We start from the raw sequence: 20,278 nt of genomic DNA, 5'->3' as shown, positions 1-20,278 counted from the left end.
ATGTCGAGTATCAATTACGATGAATTAATGCAGCCAGTGTTAGCATTTTTGGGATGTGAAACTCCAAATGAATGGTTAGATGAGGCCGTTAATAATTTAGATATCTTGATGCAAGATCATGCCAATTGCGAAAAAAAAGCAGCTGGTACGGCAATGAACTTAATGTTCCGCTATAGTTTTTTTACAGATCTACAAGTTAAACTTGCTCAACTTGTACGTGAAGAAATGCTTCATTATGAACAAGTCCTCGAATTTATGACGAAACGTGGGCAAGAGTGGAAAGGTTTAAGTGCAGGTCGCTATGCGGGTGGTTTACGAAAAGAGATACGTACATATGAGCCAGAAGCTTTAATTGACGTACTGGTTATCGGAGCTTTTGTAGAAGCACGTTCATGCGAACGTTTTTATGCACTTGCTCCGCGTGTAGATGACGAACTGGGACGCTATTATCGTTACCTGCTTAAGTCTGAATCTCGTCATTTTGAAGACTATTTAGCACTAGCGCTTGATGTCGCAAAAACTGCAAAAATGAAAGATCCTGAAGAGGATATTCAGCAGCGTATTGAACACATCCGTGAGGTTGAAAAGAATCTGATTTTGACTCCAGATGATACTTTCCGTTTTCATAGTGGTATTCCTGCATAGTCTTAAATGCCTCAGTTAAAGAAGTTTACCTTTCACGGTAAACTTTTTTATTAGGTGAGCGTTATCTTTTTGGCTATAGACATGTTCTGCTTTTAGTTTTTAAATGCATATAATTATTTAATAAATATATTTTTTATAGATTTTAATTTCTCTTAAAATTTTTAAAAAAACTTTTATTTTTTTAGGCTAATAATCAATATTGTGTAAATATAAAGGCTGATATGTTCATCATGAGTTCAACTGAAATAGTTGATCATTTCTAAGGATATAAGAATGTTAGCATTAGTTACAGGCGCATCGGCAGGTTTTGGTTATAGCATTTCAAAAAAGCTGATTGAGTTAGGCTATAAAGTTATTGGTTGCGGAAGACGGGCAGAAAAACTAGAAGAACTAAAACAAGAACTTGGTGAAAAATTCTACCCATTAGTATTTGATATGACGGATACAGCAGAAAATATAAATAAAATATTCAAAGAATTACCAAATGAATTTCAAATCGATCAAATTGATTTGCTCGTAAATAATGCAGGTTTGGCATTAGGTTTAGAATCGGCAGACAAGGCAGAATTAGATGATTGGTACACGATGATTGATACCAATGTTAAGGGGCTTGTTACTGTTACCCGACTAATTTTGCCAAGCATGGTAAAGAAAAAATCTGGCTTAATCATTAATATGGGCTCAATTGCAGGTACATATCCATATCCTGGTGGTAATGTGTATGGTGCAACAAAAGCTTTTGTGGAGCAATTTAGTCTAAATCTTCGTGCTGATTTGGCTGGTACTGGTGTGCGTATAACTAACGTTGAACCAGGGTTGTGTGGGGGAACTGAATTTTCTCTTGTGCGTTTTAAAGGGGATCAGGAGAAAGTGAGTAGTCTCTATGATAAGAAAAACCCAATTTTGCCTGAAGATATTGCAAATACGGTCGCGTGGATTGCATCGCAACCAGCTCATATTAATATTAACCGTATAGAAATGATGCCAACAACGCAGTCTTTTAACCCATTAAAAGTTATAGAAGCAGAATAATAGAATTTTAAAAATGATCTAAAGATGGGGAAGATATTCTTTAAATTTAGATCTGATGATTAAATCTAGTGAATATTCAAATCATGAAAAGCAAATCCTCTACAGATAGGTAGGGGATTTTTTATAGGCATTAAAAATAAATGGCAATAAAAAAAGCCCGCTTTAATGCTGCGGGCTTTTTAGTATTTGGCTCTCCCACCTGGGCTCGAACCAGGGACCTGCGGATTAACAGTCCGTCGCTCTACCGACTGAGCTATGGGAGAATCTGCATGCGATTATAAGGAGATTTTGACAAGGGTCAAGTGAAAATCGTCATGTTTCCTTCATTTTTGTATTGTATGCTTTTTATTTGATCAAGTTGGGTGGTAAGTTCATAAATGACTTGCACTTTAAAAACTCAATTGCTAGATTCAAAAAAGAACAAGCGTTTGGAGTAATCCAAACAGTGTGGATTTAAACCAACTTGCCAGCACTAAAATGGCTAAATCGGAGATAAGTATGAAAACGCTTACGATCGCTTCTATTTTTTCTAATTTTGATTTTTATCAACAAAATTATCTTAATGTCTTAACTCAATCAGAATCTTATTACACACCTGTAGAAGATGCATGGATCAATGCTTTTCCATTTAAAAAGCAGGACTTGTACTTAGGTGACTTATTACAACTCTGGTTTAGTTCAAAATGGGATGTGCATACTTCACTGAAAGTTTTAAAGTGTTCTAAGTTACTAGATCAATCGAAACCTCTCTATATTTTTCAACTCGAAGGTGAATTATTACTAGGTAAAAATAAAGTTTTAGCTTGGTCTACTCAGTGTCATAAAGTGATAGAGCTTCAACTTAAGAATATTTGGGCACCTTATGTGGTTGCACAAACTTGTGATCGTCCAGATCTTCCTGACTTAATAAAAAAGGCAGCCGTTTAAAGCTGCCTTAGTTTTTATGGTCGAATGATCATGCAGGTTGCTGTTGCATACGCATAAAGTTTACCTTCTTCATCAATAATTTTGCCTTCGGAAATACCTAAGTTTTTACTTAAATTAATGACTTTACCAGTGGCAATTAAAGCCTGATTTTGAGGAATAGGGCGGCACATTTTTACATTAAGGTCGATGGTGCCATAACCTACACCAGCAGGTAACATTGTATGGACAGCACAGCCAGTCACCGAGTCTAAGACAGTTGCTGCAAAGCCACCATGTACGCCACCTAATGGGTTTAAATGATTATGATCTGCTTGTGCTTTAAAGGTCACAGATCCTTCAGAAATTTCAGTAGGTTGCATTGGAATAGTTTTGCTTATACTGGCAGGTGGAATGTGACCTTCAATCATGGCTTGTAAAAATTCGAGACCTGTCATTTCCATAGGATTTTTCATTTTGGAGTCCTTCAGTAATTAAAGTTCTAAAATGGAACTTGATGTTAAATTAGGCGTTAAAATGCATATTGTCAAGTTAGCAAGTATAAGAAATATGGCTATTTTATAGTTTATAAACTTGTAAAATGTGGTTCAGTAGAATATTTTATAACCCTAAAAATATAAACTTCTTGTGGAAAATAATAATGAACGGTCAGTGTTTATGCGGTAAAACAACTTTTGAAGTTGAATTAAAAAATCATGATGTACATGCTTGCCATTGTTCGATGTGTCGTAGACAAACTAGTGGTGTCAATATGACAGTTGATGTGGTCAAAGGCAGTTTAAAGTTTATTCAGCAAAAGCATCTTAGTGTATTTAACTCTTCTGACTGGGGAGAACGAGGCTTTTGTAATGCTTGTGGAACGATAATTTTTTGGAGAACGAAAGATCAAAGCTACTGTAATATCAATGTATTTTCTTTAAATGAGCCAGTAGAAGACTTGAATTTGGATATGGAAATTTTTATTGATTCAAAACCCGATTTTTATACTTTTCAAAATGATACGAAGAAATTGACTGAGGCACAGGTCGCTGCGTTATTTAACCTATAATAATTTTAATTATAAAAAAGGCCTCAATTTTGAGGCCTTTTTAATTTTACAAATTATTTAGCAGCTTTTTCAGCTTCGATAGATGCAATTGCAGCATCCACACCTTCGATTGATTCAGCAGCTTTTTTGATACGTGCTAACGCATCAACAAGTACTTCATCAGCTGTTGCATATGAAATACGCATGAAGCCGCCTAAACCAAATGCATCACCAGGAACAACTGCTACGCCAGTTTCTTCTAGTAACCATTCAGAGAATTCTGTGCAAGACTTTAAGCCTTTTGCACGAATAAGAGGGCGAATGTTTGCATATGCATAGAATGCACCATCAGCAGGTAAACAAGAGATCCCTTTGATGTCGTTTAAGCCATTAACCACTAAGTCATGACGACGTTTAAACGCTTCAATCATTGGCTCTAAAACATCTTGTGGACCATTCAATGCAGCTTCAGCAGCAACTTGTGAAATTGAAGTTGGGTTAGAAGTTGATTGAGACTGGATTTTTTTCATTGCACCAATGATTTTTGCTGGGCCGGCTGCATAGCCAATACGCCAACCAGTCATCGCATATGCTTTAGATACACCATTTAAAACAATTGTGCGGTCATATAAATCTGGAGCAACAGTTGCAATGTTGTAGAACTCATCTTCCCAACGAATTGGTTCATACATGTCATCAGAAGCAACAAATACTTGTGGATGACGACGCAAAACTTCTGCTAAAGCTTCTAATTCAGCTTTGCTATAAATCATACCTGTTGGGTTAGATGGGCTGTTTAATACCACTAAACGAGTGTTTGGCGTAATTGCAGCTTCTAATTGTTCAGGTGTAATTTTGAAACGTTGGTCTTCACCACATTTCACAATAACTGGTGTACCTTCAGCAATAATCACCATATCTGGATAGCTTACCCAGAATGGAGCAGGGATGATCACTTCATCACCTTTGTTTAATAGCGCAAGTGCCAAGTTAAAGAAGCTTTGCTTACCACCACATGAAACCAAAATCTGGTTTGGTTGATAATCAAGATTATTATCACGCTTAAACTTAGCAATAATTGCTTTTTTTAACCCAGGAGTACCATCTACAGCCGTATATTTGGTGAAACCATTATTAATTGCTTCAATTGCAGCATCTTTAATGTGTTGAGGGGTATCAAAATCTGGCTCGCCAGCACCTAAACCAATCACATTCTTGCCAGCAGCTTTAAGCTCAGCAGCTTTATTAGTTACAGCAAGTGTAGGGGACGGTTTGATAGCATTGACACGATCAGAAAGACGTACGTCCACGGCAATATTCCTCTTATGGGATTAAAAAATAAAAAGCATACTATCTTATCGCAAAAATTAGGCAATTTGCGGATGTGGGTATTTTTAGATGTAAAAAAGTTTAATTTAAGAAAGATCTTGTTGTGGTTTTACTCAATTGAAGCTTTTTTCGAAAGAAATGAGAAAAATCCTTTATAATAAGTCGCAATCGAAATATCGAGACTGAATTATGACTGAGCAACAGCCAAAACAGAAAAAGGCTTTGGTGAAATTGCCATTCCCAATGCCGAATGAAAGCAATCAAGCAGATGATGCTGTACACAACCAAGTGCGTCCGAAGCCAGAGCAATATGCAGATAGAACTTGGATGCCACCTCGTGGTACGCGCCGTTCTATGGGTAAGCGTTAATTTAAAAAACAGGCAATATGCCTGTTTTTTTATTGTTGTGGCACTTCTTGATAATAACTTTTTTTCTTTTGATACATGCTGTGATCTGCGCGTTTTAGCATATCTTCCACTTGTTCATTTTCTTTTGTGGTTGCATGTCCAATAGCAATACTAATTGGATGGCTTGAGTAATATTGATTATCTATATTGAAAAGCTCCTGAATAGTTTGCAGCATCATTAAAACATTCGCTTCATCAGCACCAGGCATTAAAATCACAAACTCGTCGCCACCGATTCGAGAAGCTGTATATGCAGTATTTGTGATTGCCTGATTTAAAATATTACCTACACGCCGCAATAAACCATCGCCAATATCGTGACCAAGTTGATCATTGGTTTCTTTTAAACCATTCATGTCTAAAAAAATTGAAGAAACAGGACGAATAATGCTGCGATTTAAGCGATTAAGCTCTTCTGTAAAAAAAGCACGATTATAAAGTTTAGTCAGTACATCATGCTGGCCCAAATATTCTAAATAATTTTCAGCTTTCTTTCGTGCAGTAATATCTGTAAGTGCAACTTGTACCAATCCCCAAGTCTCTTCATAGCCGGGGAATACGGTAAATTGCAGTAAGACATTTCTAATTTGTCCGTCTAAGGCATAATTAACAGCTTCACGCTTGTGGTGAATATTTCCTTGCCAGAGTTCAATCAGCTGTTCTCTAAAAGTTTCCACCATCTCTTCAGCAAAAATTTTATGGGTATTTTTTAAGAGAGTCGTTTTGTCAGGTGCTTTAAATAAATCGAGAGTCGACTGGTTAACATCTAAAATTAGAATATCTTCTATACATTGACGCACAAACTCAGGGTGTACATCTAGAAAAGTTCTAAAGTCTTCAATACCTAATAGCCTAAGCTGATCAATTCTATTTTTAATACGGCTAAAATCTTCAACCCAAAGCGAAGTCGGGGAGTAGATAAACATTGACTCTGCTAGGCGTCGATTTTTCTCTTCCTGACGAAGTGCATTTTGATACGGCGTAATGTCTTCGGTGGTAATTAAAATACGGTCAAATGTAGTTTCAGAACCCGGTAAAATTGCTCCACGCAGTTGTACATCAATACGTTTACCAGAGAGCGTGTAATTTATAGTGGTACTTGAGAAATGAGTTTTGCCATTCCATAACGCTTCGAGTTCATGAATATGGGCTTCAAACATTTCTTTTTTAAAAATAAGATTTAAGTTGGCACATAATTCTTCTTGGTTTTTTGCTTCAAAAAGTTCTAATACTTTTTGGTTGACTTTAATAATTTTAATTTTATGGGCACATTCAACAATCAAATTTTCATTTTGACTTAGAAATTCATATAGGTCTTCGACCCCTTGATTTCTCCATAGGTCAAATAACTGCTTAACTTCACTGAAGTCCTCAATCCACATTGGAATTGGGGTTAAGTCAAAAATTGAAGAATCTAAAGTTTCCATTTGTTTCTTTAAGTATTCAGTTCGTCTTAAAGTATAATGAGAAAAATTAAGATTTGGGAAAATAATCAGTTTAAATCTTTAGAATAATTAAAATAATGAGAAAGCAGAATTTATCTGCTTTACTCATAAAATATCAAAATAAATTAACGGTTAATTGGGTGGTCGATATTTTTCTCGCCGCGCCATAATTTAATGAAGTCTTGTTCATCGAAATCGTAAAGTTCCATCAGTGCCACAATGACACTGACAAAAATCATTGCGCCTTCTGAGTTACCATGAATATTGAAAATCTTGCCATTGAGCTTACCTAAAATATCACTCAATTCATGGTCTCGGCCTCTGCCATAGCGGTCACGAGGATATAACTCTTCATTTAAAACAATCAGTGCTATCGCTTTTTCAGCATTTGATAAATCAGTTTTATCTAAAGCGTCTTCAAAAGAGTCACTGCCATGATTAAAGTAAAAAATAACTTCATCGTTAATGAAACTTTGAACCATTTTTTGAGTGAGTGTCGGAAACTGTGAAACAGCATTATCTTCAACATACGGTTTAAATGATTCTGGAAAAATCACGTTGTGATATATGCCTTTAAAAAGCGGAGCAATTTCGGAAACTTTATAACCTGCGATCCCACATCCTAAAGCAGTCACAAAGTATTTCATTTTAGGATGATTTTTTGCATAAATTTTAAAGTCTTCAACATAATGCTCGATTTGGGAGAGTGGCATTTGTTGAATATGTTCATTTAAAGTTGGAATTGCAAAGCTTTGTCCAGCCCAGCCACGTCCCACGCCTTCTACAGCCCCGAAATGCTGACTGGCAACACGTGCGGCTCCACTACCATGTTGCCCAGCCATATTACTACCGAAGACAAACACTGTATCTTCAGGGAGTTCAGTTACAATACTTTCATCATGATATTGATAGGTCATGGTTATGCTTTTTATCTAATGGATAAGTCCATGTTGCAACCGTTTAAAGCATTGGTCAAGAGAGGAAAAGAGAAATTAATCTCTGTTTAGAATTTTAGATTAATTTTCTTTCTTTGAACTTTTCTTTACTTCTAATTAGTGCATCTGAAAGTTTTATCTGAATCGGAGTAAATATTTTTTCCTGAAGATACAGACTAAGAGGTATAAGTAAAGTAATAAATATAAATATTGAAAATGTACTTAGATGTTCAATATTTTTTGCATTAACTATAAGTTCATGAATTGTATTTGATTCAGAACTTGCAATAATCAAACGATAAATTATGAAATATATCGAAATTAGTGGTAAATGTAACATATAGATAGAAAGAGATGCTTTACCCAGTCTTTCAACTAATGAACGTAAAGTGGCATTGTTAAATTTGATTTGTAGGAAACTATAAATTAGAGCAAGTTGTGTAAATAAAAAAAGGCCATTATGTGATAAGTAAGCCCATTGTTTTAGATCCATTTTTACTAAAATATTCATTAAAATAAAACCTAAAAATGCAACTAAAAAACAGAATAGCTGAAATATTTGGGATGTTAAATTTGTTCTTAAGCATATGAAATAGAAAATAATCCCAGCAATAAAATCAGGAAGTCTTAACAATGGATTTCTATGCATTATTCCAATAACATCAGAACTAAAGTTTTGTGCTACAGTAAAGTAAAATGCTGGAAACATTGCTGCTAGCCAACAGCAAATCAGAAGAATTTTTAAATTTTTTTGATATTGTATTTTTTTTACAAAAAAATGAAAAGTTAAATAAAAAAAGAATAAAGCTGATACAGACCAAGAAGCTCCATTCAAAAAAAGAAATCGATAGTCCCACGCTTGGATTAGGATAATACTTTCAGTAATATATTGTAATAAATCAAAAAAATATAATTCAAAAGTTTTAGAAGAAGAGGTGTAATCTGCAAGTGACTGATATGGTATTTCAATTGGGAAAGTTCTCTTTGCAATCAATTGCAATAAGAAAAAAATAAAAATAGCTAAACACATTGTAAATATATGTAGAGGGTAGAGAGCAGAAAATCTTTTAATTAGAAAAGTGGAATTAGAAAACTTATTTTCTTGAATTTTCTTGTGATATACATGTGTTAAGATAAAACCTGAAAGTATAAAAAAAGTACTAGTTGCAAAAAAACCATTGTAGATTAGTCTATTAAGTATAGAATCTTTTACTAAAGATTGTATATGAAATAATACCATAATCAAAGACATACTAAACCTTAGTAAATCTAATCCAATGATCTTTCTAGACAAAATCATAAATTTAATTGTCATAAAATTGAAATATTCATTTTTACATATATTAAGGCGGTATGTAGTATATTTGTTTTTATTTGTATATTTTGTAAGCTAAATTCAAGTTTTTTTGACTCAAGTGTTTGTATTTTGTTCTTTTTGTTAAGTTTTTCTTAAGTAGCCTTTTGTGCCTATATACTGCCAATTCTTTGAAGTACTAATATAGATATATTAGTACTTCAAAGGTGGTCTTTAAAATATATTGGATATTAAACTGATCAGCTTGGTGCTGATAGCAACGTTTGTTTTTTCATTTACATGTATTGAGTCCTTAGATAAACTTAAAGGTATTGATTGATTTTTTTGACTTTTTATGTCATTTGATGTAGGCAAGATACCTGTATCTGTCCAGATTTCATCACTTTCTATATATCCTTTTAAATCAAAATAGTGATTTGAATATGTTTTTAATAATGAATTATTTACAAGTGTGACTTTTTCTAAAAGGTTTTGAGATGGTTGTGTCGATGTAAAGAAACCAACCACTAAAATATTATGTGTAAGATTCTCATCAATCCAATTAATACATTGATTGGACTTGTCAATTACATACTGAGAGGTTCCTATTACCTGATCTTCACTTAGTAAATTATTTTTACCTAGGTTAACAATAAAAATAGAGTCTTTTTTAACCTTAGGAAATGAACTATACACAGGATAATTTGTATTCTTATCAATATTTTTTTGAATAAGTTGTTGAGAAATAAAATAATATCCATTTTCATCAACACCGATTTGTCCTTGGTTCTCATTAATTTTTACATCAAATGTTTTTAATGAATGATCCATTGGCCAATCTGCATCAAAATAGTTTTTAGAATTTAGTGATAGTTGTGAGTCTTTGAACTTAACGGTGCCAGGAAAAGCTCCGATTCTTAAGCACATGCTATATAAATATTCACCTCCTCTAGCATAATTAATTAAATTATAATTATTTTGAGATGCTACAGTGCTCAATGCACTATTCATATTATCAAAAGTACTACTGCCAAGTATATATATGTCTCTTTTTTCATGTGGTAGGGGAGAAGTACCTTGATCAGCAGAAGAGCTTTCATTACCACAAGCTTGTAATGTTATGGTGAGAGATAGTAGTACAATAATTTTATTCAATTTACTCATAAGCATTCCAGCTGTGGTTTAAAATTTTTATTTAAAAGTGTAGAGAAAATATAAACGATTCACTAGAATTTTCAATATCTTATATATGAAAACTAAATTTTTCTTAAATAAGAGATAATATTTTGATAAAAATTAAATTTTGGCTTGAATTGAATATACTTGTTGATAAGTATGATCAGTTTCATTCAATAAAAAGTATGTGAACTGCAGTTTTTAGAAATAATTTTTTGAAATTTATTTTACTTTATTTTTTTAATATATTTAATTTATTCAAGTGAATAAGTTGAAATAAATTTGATTTCTAAATTTGCTTTAGCCTTATAGAGGAGATGATTTGCACGATGCAAAGTATGTTCAATATCTTGTAAGTTTTTATAGAAGTGAGTCCGTGGCTTGTTGTAACTTTAATTTTATTATTCGTAAATACAGTTTGTAATCTGACTAAAGTTCAGAAAAATGATTGTAAATTTGGCTTATTGACTCCATTAATACCAAATTATCTATATTTATAAAGAGAGAGAACTGTGAACGAAAATCAACCTTTCGATTTGGTCACTCATTACCAGCCAGCGGGTGATCAGCCACAGGCAATTGAAAAGCTGGTGAATGGTGTCGAAAAAGGTTTTCGTAATCAGTTACTGTTGGGTGTGACTGGTTCAGGTAAGACCTATACCATGGCAAATGTAATTGCTCAAACCCAACGACCAACCATTGTGATGGCGCATAATAAGACTTTGGCAGCCCAGCTGTATGGTGAGTTTAAAGCCTTCTTCCCAAATAATGCGGTTGAGTACTTCGTAAGTTATTACGATTATTATCAACCTGAGGCTTATGTTCCGTCTTCAGATACGTTTATTGAAAAAGACGCAGCAATTAATGACCATATTGACCAGATGCGTTTATCGGCAACACGTGCTTTGTTAGAACGCCGTGATGCAATTATTGTTGCTTCTGTATCTGCTATTTATGGTTTGGGTGACCCAAATGCTTATATGCAAATGTTATTGCATGTGGTGCAGGGTGACCGAGTGAGTCGAGACGAAATTATTCGTCGTTTGGTTGAAATGCAATATACACGTAATGAGCTTGAATTCTTACGTGGTACCTACCGAATTCGTGGTGAAATTATTGACATTTTCCCAGCTGAATCTGACCAACATGCGATTCGTATTGAGCTTTTTGATGACGAAGTAGATTCAATTCGCTGGTTTGATCCACTCACCGGTAAGATGGTGCGCAAAGTACCACGTGTTACGATTTATCCAAAAAGTCATTATGTAACGCCAAAAGACAACTTAACACGTGCTATTGATACCATTAAGGATGAACTTCAAGACCAGCTTAAGTTCTTCCGTGAACATGACAAGTTACTTGAAGCTCAGCGTATCGAGCAACGTACTCGCTATGATTTGGAAATGATGCAGCAGTTAGGCTATACCAATGGTATTGAAAACTACTCTCGTCATTTATCGGGCCGTCCTGCAGGCGAAGCCCCACCAACATTATTTGATTATGTACCGGATGATGCTTTACTGATTATTGATGAGTCGCATGTAACGGTTCCTCAAATTGGCGCAATGTATAAAGGTGACCGTTCACGTAAAGAAAACTTAGTGAATTATGGTTTCCGTTTACCAAGTGCGCTTGATAACCGCCCTATGAAATTTGAAGAGTGGGAGCGTATTGTTCCGACCACTATATTTGTGAGCGCAACGCCCGCTAAATACGAATTGGAAAAGTCAGAACAAGTGGTTGAGCAAGTTGTTCGTCCAACAGGTTTGATTGATCCAGAAATTGAAGTTCGCCCAGTACTTACACAAGTCGATGATGTACTTTCTGAAATTAATATTCGTAAGAATTTAAATGAACGTGTGTTGGTGACCACTTTAACTAAACGTATGGCGGAAGATTTAACGTCTTACTTGAAAGAATATGGCGTTAAGGTTGCTTATTTGCACTCAGATATCGATACAGTTGAGCGTGTCAAAATTATTCATGAGTTACGTACAGGTGTATTCGACGTTTTAGTCGGTATTAACTTGCTTCGTGAAGGTTTGGATATGCCTGAGGTTTCTTTAGTTGCTATTTTAGATGCAGATAAAGAGGGCTTTTTACGTTCTGAGCGTTCGCTTATTCAGACCATTGGTCGTGCTGCGCGAAATGTGAAAGGTAAGGCAATTTTATATGCAGATAGAATTACTGATTCTATGCAAAAAGCAATTGATGAGACTGAGCGCCGTAGAGCCAAACAAATTGAGTTCAACGAACTACATGGTATTACACCTCGTAGTGCTGTTCGTCAGGTCATCAAAGAAATTGATGCAGGTGAAGTGCTTTCAGATGATCAAATTGATGAGAAGGTATTAGAGCAGGCACAAGCACTGAGTGCCGATGATCGACATATTCTTTCTGATCCTAAATTGTTTAGTAAGCATATTACTAAGCTTGAGAAAGAAATGTTAAAAGCATCTAAAGACTTACAATTTGAGCAAGCGGCACGTATTCGTGATGAAATTGTTCGTTTAAAAGCGCAAATGTTGCAATAAATGGATACATAACACTACATGATTTGTTTAAAAAACAAGCTAGTGTAGATATTTAAGTTATTTTGTATTCACAACTAAAAGTTGAGGGCAACAATGGCATTTCGAAATAATGTTCCGCAAGCCAGTTGGCGCTTGGCAAAAATTGCATTGGGCGGTATTGTTCTGACTGGTTTGGCTGTCGGAACATATGCCTACGCTCAGCAGAAGCCTTTACCAACTGTCGATAAAGTTGAATTAGACCGTTATTTAGGTGTGTGGTATGAAGTCGCGCGTAAACCTGCTTTTTTCCAAAAAAAATGTGCTTACAACGTATCTGCAACTTACACCTTGAATGAAAATGGAAATATCGTTGTAGATAACCGTTGTTATGATAATCGCAAGCAATTACAGCAATCTATTGGTGAGGCTTTCGTAGTCAATCCACCGTATAACACAAAATTAAAAGTGAGTTTTTTACCTGAGGCTGTAAGGTGGATTCCGGTTATTCGTGGGGATTACTGGATTTTAAAATTAGATGAAGACTATCAAACAGTTTTAGTCGGGGAGCCTTCCCGTAAGTATCTTTGGGTATTATCTCGAACGCCACACCCGCATAAAGAAGTGATTGACGAATATCTGAATTATGCAAAAACATTAGGATTTGATATTCGTGATGTTATTCATACTGAGCACAAAGAATAAATAAATTCTGCTTAATAAAAAACCATGTCTTCGCATGGTTTTTTCTTTTGTATAGTGGATAAATCAAGTATTGTATCGCTTTATTTTTATTAAAGTATAAAGAGGTTCGTGATGTTAAAAGGCGTGATTTTCTCTGTCATGGCATCATTAACTTTCGGTGTTCTTTATTTCTATACTCAACTACTTGGTCAACTCGATAGTGAGCAGACGTTTGGGTGGCGTATTATTGCGACTTTGCCATTCTTAACTATATTTATGTGGTGGAGTGGTGACTTAAGCCATATTAAAAATATTTATCATCGTATTTTGGCAAAACCTTCTTTTCTTTTATTACTCATCACAACCTCCGTTTTGACGTCGGTACAGTTATGGCTCTTTTTATGGGGACCAATGCACGGCCGTGGTCTACAAGTGTCTTTAGGATATTTCCTTCTACCGCTTGTTTTAGTGTTAGCTGGCAGTGTCTTATATGGCGAAAAAATATCAAAATTTCAGTGGGTCGCTATTGTTCTGGCCATAGTTGGTGTAGGTCATGAGATTTTTCGTCTAGGAAGCATTGCTTGGGAAACTGCTTTGGTAGCCATTGGTTATTCAGCTTATTTCTTGTTACGTAAGAAAATTAAAACGGATAATTTAGGGGGCTTTTGGTGGGATCTTCTGATTATTATGCCAGTTGCAATCTATCTGACACATACAGGGTTATTGCCATATAGTAAGTTCTTCGATCAGCCGACCCTCGGGTTGGTTATTGCAGGATTAGGTGTGCTTAGTGCTATAGGCTTGGGATGTTATATATTAGCAAGCCGTTATTTGCCTTTAGTTGTGTTTGGTCTGCTTGGATATCTTGAACCAGTGCTACTTGCTTTAGCATCGTTAGTTTTAGGCGAAAGCATTGGTCACGAGGAGTGGTTTACTTACATTCCAATCTGGTGTGCTGTTTTTGTACTTGTTTTAGAAGGTGCATTCCACCTATATCAACAGCAGCAAAAAGCCAAAAATTTGCAGTTAAATATCGAAAAATATCAAAAAAGATTAAAAAATGATGCTCGCGATTAGAGCATCAGAATCTAAAAAGTAAGAAAAAGCAAAAATTTAGCTGCTTTAAACAATAAGATAATAAAAAATAATTATAGGTATTTTATGAATTTATGATGAATTTTAGGAAAATCTAGCCACTAACGTCAGCTTTTGATTCATTCTTGCTAATAATTCCATTACAATTACGGGGTTTTAAAAATCACGCCTAGATATAATTAATTAGAGGACGTATCTGTGAGCAAAGACACTATCATCGCCCTGCACGCTGAACACCAAGGCCGTTGGAAAAACCGTGAAGAAATCGCGGAACGTATGATTGCAGTAATCGGTCAATTATACCGTGAAAAAAATATTGTCGTATCTGTTTACGGTCGCTCTTTAATTAACCGTTCTGTTATTCAAATTTTGAAAACTCACCGTCGTACACGTGTTGTAGATGTTGAGCTTTCTGTTGTAAATACATTCCCAATTTTAGAAGCTTTAGCAAAAGTTGAAAACATTGGTTCTGCAGAAGTTGATATCGGTAAACTTGCAGTTGAATATAAAGAAAAAGGCGGTGATGTTGACGCGTTTGTTGCTCAAGCTGTTGAGTCAATTAAAGGTAGCGCAACTTCTGAACAACCTAAAGACGTAGTTCTTTACGGTTTTGGTCGTATCGGTCGTATCTTAGCTCGTTTAATCATTAGCCAATCAGGTTTAGGTCGTGGTTTAAGCCTTAAAGCGATTGTAGTTCGTAAGTCTTCTGACGGTGACTTGGCAAAACGTGCTTCTTTACTTCGTCGTGACTCAATTCACGGTACTTTCGCTGGTACAATCTCTGTTGATGAAGAAAACGAAGCAATCATTGCGAATGGTAACTTCATTAAAGTGATCTATGCATCTAGCCCAAGCGAAGTAGACTATACACAATATGGTATTGAAAACGCGCTTTTAATCGACAACACTGGTAAATGGCGTGATGCTGAAGGCTTAAGCCAACACTTGAAATGCCCAGGCGTTGCACGTGTTGTATTAACTGCACCAAGTAAAGGCGAAATGAAAAACGTTGTATTTGGTGTAAACAACACTGACATCTTAGATGAAGACAAAATCATCTCTGCTGCAAGCTGTACAACAAATGCAATCACTCCAATTCTTAAAGTATTGGATGACAAATATAAAGTTCTTAACGGTCACGTTGAGACAGTTCACTCATTTACAAATGACCAGAACTTAATCGATAACTACCACAAAGCTGATCGTCGTGGTCGTGCAGCTACATTGAATATGGTTATTACTGAAACTGGTGCTGCTAAAGCTGTTGCTAAAGCATTACCTGCATTAAAAGGTAAGTTAACTGGTAACTCTGTACGTGTTCCTACACCAAACGTATCTCTTGCGATTTTAAACTTAACGCTTGATAAAGAAGTTGATCGTGAAGAAGTGAACGAATACATTCGTCAAATCTCGATTAACTCTAACCTTCAAGGTCAAATCGGTTATACAAACTCTACAGAAGTGGTATCAAGCGACTTTATCGGTTCTCGTACAGCTGGTGTATATGATGCTCAAGCAACGATTACTTCTGGTAACCGCTTAACTGCTTATGTTTGGTACGATAACGAAGTAGGTTATAGCTGCCAAGTATTACGTATCGCTGAACAAATGTGTGGCGTAAGCTATACAAAAATTCCTGCAGAAACTAACGCTTAATTCCATTTAACGTTAGATAAAAGTATGTGACAAAAAGACCCAGTTTAGACTGGGTTTTTTTACAACCGTACAAAATATATGCTGATTATTTTTTAGAAATCAATGAGAATAGGACTTAAGGAACAAAAAGAAATAGTAAAGGGATTGGAATTGCAGCAGTTTAAAAGATTATTAATCGTCTTCTTTTTTATCATCATCGCGAATATATGTGGTGTACTCATCGCCATTTGGGTTTTCAAGCATTTTAATATTTATATTCCGCTGAAAAACCAAGCTGTAGCGATTGATTTACAAGAGCCATTGCAGGTGCAAGTTAAAGTAAAAGATGCTTTAAATGTCGATGTAAAAGGCCGAGTAAATGCGAATATTCCTATTAATGAAAAGTTAACGATTCCTCTCACACAGACGTTAACTCCACGTGTCTATTTCGATAATATGGTGCCAATTAGTACCGTTATCCCAGTTAAAGAAACGTTAAAAGTTGATCAAAGCCTACCAATAGATACAAAAGTTCAAGTCAGAGTATTAGGTAGGGATATTACTTTGCCATTAAAAGGTAATATTCCATTAAAGCTTGATGTACCTATTGATATTCAAGTCCCACTTGATCAAAAAGTTCATTTGAAATTTGATGCTCCAGTTAAAACTGTTTTAAAAGAAGATCTTCATATTCCATTAAATGCTCAGTTAAAAACAAACATTCCAATTCAGGGGAGTTTGAACGTACCTGTAAAAACTGCTTTAAATGCTTCGGTAGATGTGAAGAATACGTTGCCAGTTAGAATTGAGCATGGTGAGTTAAAAATACCTCTATCGAGCATGAGCCTTAATCGAGTTAAAGATGATAATGCTACATCTTTACCTGCTCAGAACCAGAAAAAGTAGGTGGATGGCTTATGTTGGGTTCAATAAAAAGTATGCTCATCAGTTTCTTTCTGATTATGGTACTCACGGCAATTTTATTTTGGCTCTATTTAAACATACAGGCTTCAGTGGTTGTTTCTGCACACGAGTCAGATATTCGATTACCGGAGTCATTAGAAACTAAAATCCATGTTGGTAATAACTTACAGGTACAATCTATAGGTAAACTAGATACATCAATTGATATTGACCGTCAGATTTCGGTGCCATTAAAGGGAAGATATTTGGCTGATTTAGAGTTTGAAGTTGAGACTCCAATTACAGTAAGTGTTGATTATGCGACAACACTGAAAGTCGATCAGGTTATGCCTTTAGAAACAACCACCGATTTAATTTACCAAAATAAACTACTTCCTAGATTTCCATTAAAATTAAATATTCCCATCAATCTTGATATTCCATTTCAGTTAAAACGTAGTTATACCATTCCGGTTAAAATTGCTTTTAATGGTCCGGTTTATTTTGAGTTTGATGAATCGGTAAATTTACCAATTAAGCATCAGTTTAATCCAAGTTTAAAAATTAACGATGCAATGGAAATGGGTAATATCTCAAGCTTTAATGCGATTATGTATAACTCGGTACAGCACACAAAAGCTAATTTAGATATGAAGATGGATTTGCCTTTACGTAATGTTCATCCTTAAGTGATAAACACATAAAGAGAGGCAATGATCTGCTGTAAATTTTTATCAATATCAAAAGAAATAAAATAAGACCTATGAAAGTAGAATTCTCTCGATTTTCTATTCGAGAATTTTATGAAAATATGGCAGAATAGGCGGTTTTAGAGTTTTTAGAGGATTGGCAAATGCGCTTTGTTGATGAAGCAGTCATTACCGTAGAGGCTGGCGACGGTGGCAATGGCGTAGCCAGTTTTCGCCGTGAAAAATTTGTACCATTTGGTGGCCCAGATGGTGGTGATGGCGGACGTGGTGGAAGTATCTATATTCAAGCTGATGATGATACAAGTACGCTAGTCGATTACCGTTACACCCGTAAATTCCGCGCTGAGCGTGGTAAAAACGGTGCAGGTGCTAACTGTACCGGACGCGGTGGTGAAGATGTGGTTTTAAAAGTACCTGTTGGTACAACAATTGTTGATACAGATTCTGGCGATATTATTGGCGACTTGGTTGAAGACGGCCAAAGAATTCTGGTTGCAGGTGGTGGTGAAGGTGGTTTGGGGAATACTCACTTTAAATCATCAACTAACCGTGCTCCGCGTAAATGTACTACGGGTACTAAAGGTGAATTTCGTGAAATTCGTCTTGAGTTGAAAGTATTGGCAGATGTTGGCTTATTAGGTATGCCAAATGCGGGTAAATCTACTTTCATTCGTGCTGTAAGTGCTGCAAAGCCAAAAGTGGCAGACTATCCATTTACAACCATGGTTCCAAACTTGGGTGTTGTAGATGCTGACCGTCATCGTTCATTTGTAATGGCCGATATTCCGGGCCTTATTGAAGGTGCGGCAGAAGGTGCAGGTCTAGGAATTCGCTTCCTTAAACATTTGGCCCGTACTCGTATTCTTTTACACATCATTGATGTACAACCAATTGATGGTTCAGATCCAGCACATAATGCAAAAGCTATTATGAACGAGCTGGCTAAGTTTTCACCTACTTTGGCGAAACTACCGGTTGTTTTGGTGCTGAATAAACTGGATCAAATTGCTGAAGAAAGCCGTGAAGAGTGGTGTCAGCACATTCTAGATGAATTAGAGTGGACTGGTCCTGTCTTTAAGACATCAGGCTTATTAAGCGAAGGAACAAAAGAAGTTGTGTATTACTTGATGGATCAGATTGAACAACAACGTGAACGCGAAGTTGAAGATCCTGAGTACGCAGCAGAAGTAAGAGCTTTCCGTGAACAACTAGAAGTTGAAACACGTGAACAAACCATTGCGGCAAAAGAAGCATATCGTGCGATGCGTCGAGCACAACGTCTCGAAAGTATGATGGGCGATGATGACGATTTTGACGATGATGAAGACGACAATGATGTAGAAAGCATCTACGTTCGTGACTAAAAAACCGAGGAAAACATGATAGAAGTGGTCGATGGGCAACGTAAGCTCAGTGAGTGTAAACGAATCGTTGTTAAAATCGGATCATCTTTACTCACAGCAAATGGGCAGGGGCTAGATCTGGAAGCTATTTCGCATTGGGCGAAACAGATTGCAGATTTACACAATGCTGGACACGAAATTATTTTAGTGTCTTCAGGAGCTGTAGCAGAAGGTATGGTTCGTATGAAGCTTGCGAGTCGACCCACCGATCTACCCAGTTTACAAGCATGTGCCGCAATTGGGCAGATGGGCCTAATTCATACATGGTCTAGCGTGCTTGAAAATCATAGTATTCGAACAGCGCAAGTGTTATTAACACATGACGATTTGGCAGATCGCCGTCGTTATTTGAACTCATGCGATGCGTTGCAGAACTTGATTGACTGGCGTGTTATTCCGGTTATCAATGAAAACGATACAGTCTCTACTGACGAAATCCGTTTTGGTGATAACGACACCTTAGCAGCAATGGTTGCTGGTCAAGTACATGCTGATTTACTGATCATTTTAACAGATCAGCAAGGCATGTTTGACTCAGACCCACGCCATAACCCTGATGCAAAGTTGTTATCAACTGTGCGTGCTATGGACGATGTCTTATTTGAAATGGCTGGTGGTGGCGGACTTCTTGGACGAGGTGGCATGGTCACTAAAGTTCGTGCTGCACGTTTAGCTGCCAAGTCAGGTTGTCCAACACTGATTGCTAGTGGTGAAAGTGACAATGTGTTGTCACGAGTAATGGCTGGTGAAATGTTAGGTACATTATTCACAACAGATAAAGACCGTATGACAGCACATCAACAGTGGCTTGCTGCACATTTACAAACAGCAGGTCGCTTGGTAATTGATGATGGTGCGGTTGACGCGATTAAATCAAAACATCGCAGTTTACTCCCTGTTGGGGTCAAAACTGTTGAAGGACATTTTGATCGTGGTGATGTGGTTGAATGTGTGGATAAACAAGGCAAACGTATTGCGGTTGGACGAGTAAACTTTAGTTCTCGTTCAGCTGAAATTATTAAAGGTCTTTCTTCAGACAAGGTTTACCAAGTACTTGGAGAAGCCCGTTCGCTTGAAATGATCCATCGTGACCATATGGCAATTTATTAAGTTGTGTTCAATT

General features: G+C 36.1%; 19 protein-coding genes, 1 tRNA gene and 1 pseudogene. 14 read left to right on the top strand and 7 right to left on the bottom strand.

Features of this window, described 5'->3' with window-relative positions; all coding sequences use genetic code 11:
- Together ACG59Z_RS03290 and ACG59Z_RS03285 are read left to right on the top strand one after the other, a co-directional pair.
- Complete coding sequence (locus tag ACG59Z_RS03290) at nucleotides 1-645, top strand: tRNA-(ms[2]io[6]A)-hydroxylase (RefSeq protein WP_400197929.1); 645 nt, start codon at nucleotides 1-3, stop codon at nucleotides 643-645.
- A 273-nt stretch (nucleotides 646-918) separates the two neighbouring features.
- Nucleotides 919-1,677, top strand: coding sequence for an SDR family NAD(P)-dependent oxidoreductase (locus ACG59Z_RS03285; protein WP_400197928.1), 759 nt, complete (start codon nucleotides 919-921; stop codon nucleotides 1,675-1,677).
- Nucleotides 1,678-1,864: 187 nt separating this feature from the next.
- Here ACG59Z_RS03285 and ACG59Z_RS03280 read toward each other — a convergent pair.
- Nucleotides 1,865-1,940: transfer RNA gene (locus ACG59Z_RS03280), tRNA-Asn, on the bottom strand.
- A gap of 70 nt (nucleotides 1,941-2,010) precedes the next feature.
- Here ACG59Z_RS03280 and ACG59Z_RS03275 point away from each other — a divergent pair.
- Both ACG59Z_RS03275 and ACG59Z_RS03270 read left to right on the top strand, forming a co-directional pair.
- Nucleotides 2,011-2,134: pseudogene (locus ACG59Z_RS03275) on the top strand (hypothetical protein).
- A gap of 41 nt (nucleotides 2,135-2,175) precedes the next feature.
- Nucleotides 2,176-2,604: a hypothetical protein gene (locus tag ACG59Z_RS03270; RefSeq protein WP_400197927.1), complete on the top strand. Its 429-nt coding sequence runs from the start codon at nucleotides 2,176-2,178 to the stop codon at nucleotides 2,602-2,604.
- A gap of 14 nt (nucleotides 2,605-2,618) precedes the next feature.
- Here ACG59Z_RS03270 and ACG59Z_RS03265 read toward each other — a convergent pair whose 3' ends face one another.
- Nucleotides 2,619-3,056, bottom strand: a complete 438-nt coding sequence (locus ACG59Z_RS03265) for a PaaI family thioesterase (RefSeq protein WP_002119022.1) — start codon at nucleotides 3,054-3,056, stop codon at nucleotides 2,619-2,621.
- A 185-nt stretch (nucleotides 3,057-3,241) separates the two neighbouring features.
- Between ACG59Z_RS03265 and ACG59Z_RS03260 the strand changes: the two genes are divergently transcribed.
- The gene (locus tag ACG59Z_RS03260; RefSeq protein ID WP_263614349.1) at nucleotides 3,242-3,649 is read left to right on the top strand and encodes a GFA family protein; all 408 of its coding nucleotides are present in this window, start codon (nucleotides 3,242-3,244) and stop codon (nucleotides 3,647-3,649) included.
- Between the two features lie 53 nt (nucleotides 3,650-3,702).
- On the opposite strand, the gene ACG59Z_RS03255 is transcribed toward ACG59Z_RS03260, so the two are convergent.
- Entirely contained in the window at nucleotides 3,703-4,938 is a 1,236-nt protein-coding gene (locus tag ACG59Z_RS03255; protein WP_279970084.1) for a pyridoxal phosphate-dependent aminotransferase, read from the bottom strand.
- Between the two features lie 208 nt (nucleotides 4,939-5,146).
- Between ACG59Z_RS03255 and ACG59Z_RS03250 the strand changes: the two genes are divergently transcribed.
- Nucleotides 5,147-5,326 (top strand): hypothetical protein, encoded by a 180-nt coding sequence (locus ACG59Z_RS03250; RefSeq protein ID WP_002118942.1) that lies wholly within the window; start codon nucleotides 5,147-5,149, stop codon nucleotides 5,324-5,326.
- A gap of 29 nt (nucleotides 5,327-5,355) precedes the next feature.
- Here ACG59Z_RS03250 and ACG59Z_RS03245 read toward each other — a convergent pair whose 3' ends face one another.
- The 4 genes from ACG59Z_RS03245 to ACG59Z_RS03230 all read right to left on the bottom strand — a co-directional run bounded on the left by ACG59Z_RS03245 (nucleotide 5,356) and on the right by ACG59Z_RS03230 (nucleotide 10,203).
- Nucleotides 5,356-6,792 (bottom strand): diguanylate cyclase domain-containing protein, encoded by a 1,437-nt coding sequence (locus ACG59Z_RS03245; RefSeq protein ID WP_396462442.1) that lies wholly within the window; start codon nucleotides 6,790-6,792, stop codon nucleotides 5,356-5,358.
- 143 nt (nucleotides 6,793-6,935) lie between these two features.
- Nucleotides 6,936-7,727 (bottom strand): hypothetical protein, encoded by a 792-nt coding sequence (locus tag ACG59Z_RS03240; RefSeq protein WP_016804923.1) that lies wholly within the window; start codon nucleotides 7,725-7,727, stop codon nucleotides 6,936-6,938.
- Nucleotides 7,728-7,821: 94 nt separating this feature from the next.
- On the bottom strand, nucleotides 7,822-9,045 hold the full coding sequence (locus tag ACG59Z_RS03235) for an acyltransferase family protein (RefSeq protein ID WP_400198020.1): 1,224 nt from the start codon (nucleotides 9,043-9,045) through the stop codon (nucleotides 7,822-7,824).
- A gap of 228 nt (nucleotides 9,046-9,273) precedes the next feature.
- Entirely contained in the window at nucleotides 9,274-10,203 is a 930-nt protein-coding gene (locus tag ACG59Z_RS03230) for a hypothetical protein (RefSeq protein WP_400197926.1), read from the bottom strand.
- 524 nt (nucleotides 10,204-10,727) lie between these two features.
- On the opposite strand from ACG59Z_RS03230, the gene uvrB reads away from it, so the two are divergent.
- The 8 genes from uvrB (at nucleotide 10,728) to proB (ending at nucleotide 20,265) form a co-directional block, all read left to right on the top strand.
- A complete protein-coding gene (gene uvrB / locus ACG59Z_RS03225) occupies nucleotides 10,728-12,749 on the top strand; it encodes an excinuclease ABC subunit UvrB (RefSeq protein ID WP_016804922.1) in 2,022 nt (673 codons plus the stop codon).
- A 93-nt stretch (nucleotides 12,750-12,842) separates the two neighbouring features.
- On the top strand, nucleotides 12,843-13,430 hold the full coding sequence (locus tag ACG59Z_RS03220) for a lipocalin family protein (RefSeq protein ID WP_311069413.1): 588 nt from the start codon (nucleotides 12,843-12,845) through the stop codon (nucleotides 13,428-13,430).
- A 108-nt stretch (nucleotides 13,431-13,538) separates the two neighbouring features.
- Nucleotides 13,539-14,486, top strand: coding sequence for an EamA family transporter RarD (gene rarD, locus ACG59Z_RS03215; RefSeq protein WP_400197925.1), 948 nt, complete (start codon nucleotides 13,539-13,541; stop codon nucleotides 14,484-14,486).
- 216 nt (nucleotides 14,487-14,702) lie between these two features.
- Nucleotides 14,703-16,160: a glyceraldehyde-3-phosphate dehydrogenase gene (locus tag ACG59Z_RS03210; RefSeq protein WP_263614343.1), complete on the top strand. Its 1,458-nt coding sequence runs from the start codon at nucleotides 14,703-14,705 to the stop codon at nucleotides 16,158-16,160.
- Nucleotides 16,161-16,310: 150 nt separating this feature from the next.
- Nucleotides 16,311-17,045: an MFS transporter gene (locus ACG59Z_RS03205; RefSeq protein WP_396478272.1), complete on the top strand. Its 735-nt coding sequence runs from the start codon at nucleotides 16,311-16,313 to the stop codon at nucleotides 17,043-17,045.
- Between the two features lie 11 nt (nucleotides 17,046-17,056).
- The gene (locus ACG59Z_RS03200; protein WP_311069411.1) at nucleotides 17,057-17,731 is read left to right on the top strand and encodes a hypothetical protein; all 675 of its coding nucleotides are present in this window, start codon (nucleotides 17,057-17,059) and stop codon (nucleotides 17,729-17,731) included.
- 164 nt (nucleotides 17,732-17,895) lie between these two features.
- Nucleotides 17,896-19,116, top strand: a complete 1,221-nt coding sequence (cgtA, locus tag ACG59Z_RS03195) for an Obg family GTPase CgtA (protein WP_400197924.1) — start codon at nucleotides 17,896-17,898, stop codon at nucleotides 19,114-19,116.
- 15 nt (nucleotides 19,117-19,131) lie between these two features.
- On the top strand, nucleotides 19,132-20,265 hold the full coding sequence (gene proB / locus ACG59Z_RS03190) for a glutamate 5-kinase (RefSeq protein ID WP_022575289.1): 1,134 nt from the start codon (nucleotides 19,132-19,134) through the stop codon (nucleotides 20,263-20,265).
- Nucleotides 20,266-20,278: the final 13 nt, after the last annotated feature.

Origin of the sequence: Acinetobacter sp. ABJ_C1_1, assembly GCF_044684115.1 — a bacterium.
GTDB classification, from domain to species: domain Bacteria; phylum Pseudomonadota; class Gammaproteobacteria; order Pseudomonadales; family Moraxellaceae; genus Acinetobacter; species Acinetobacter nosocomialis_A.
This window is presented reverse-complemented; position numbering and strand designations above follow the sequence as displayed.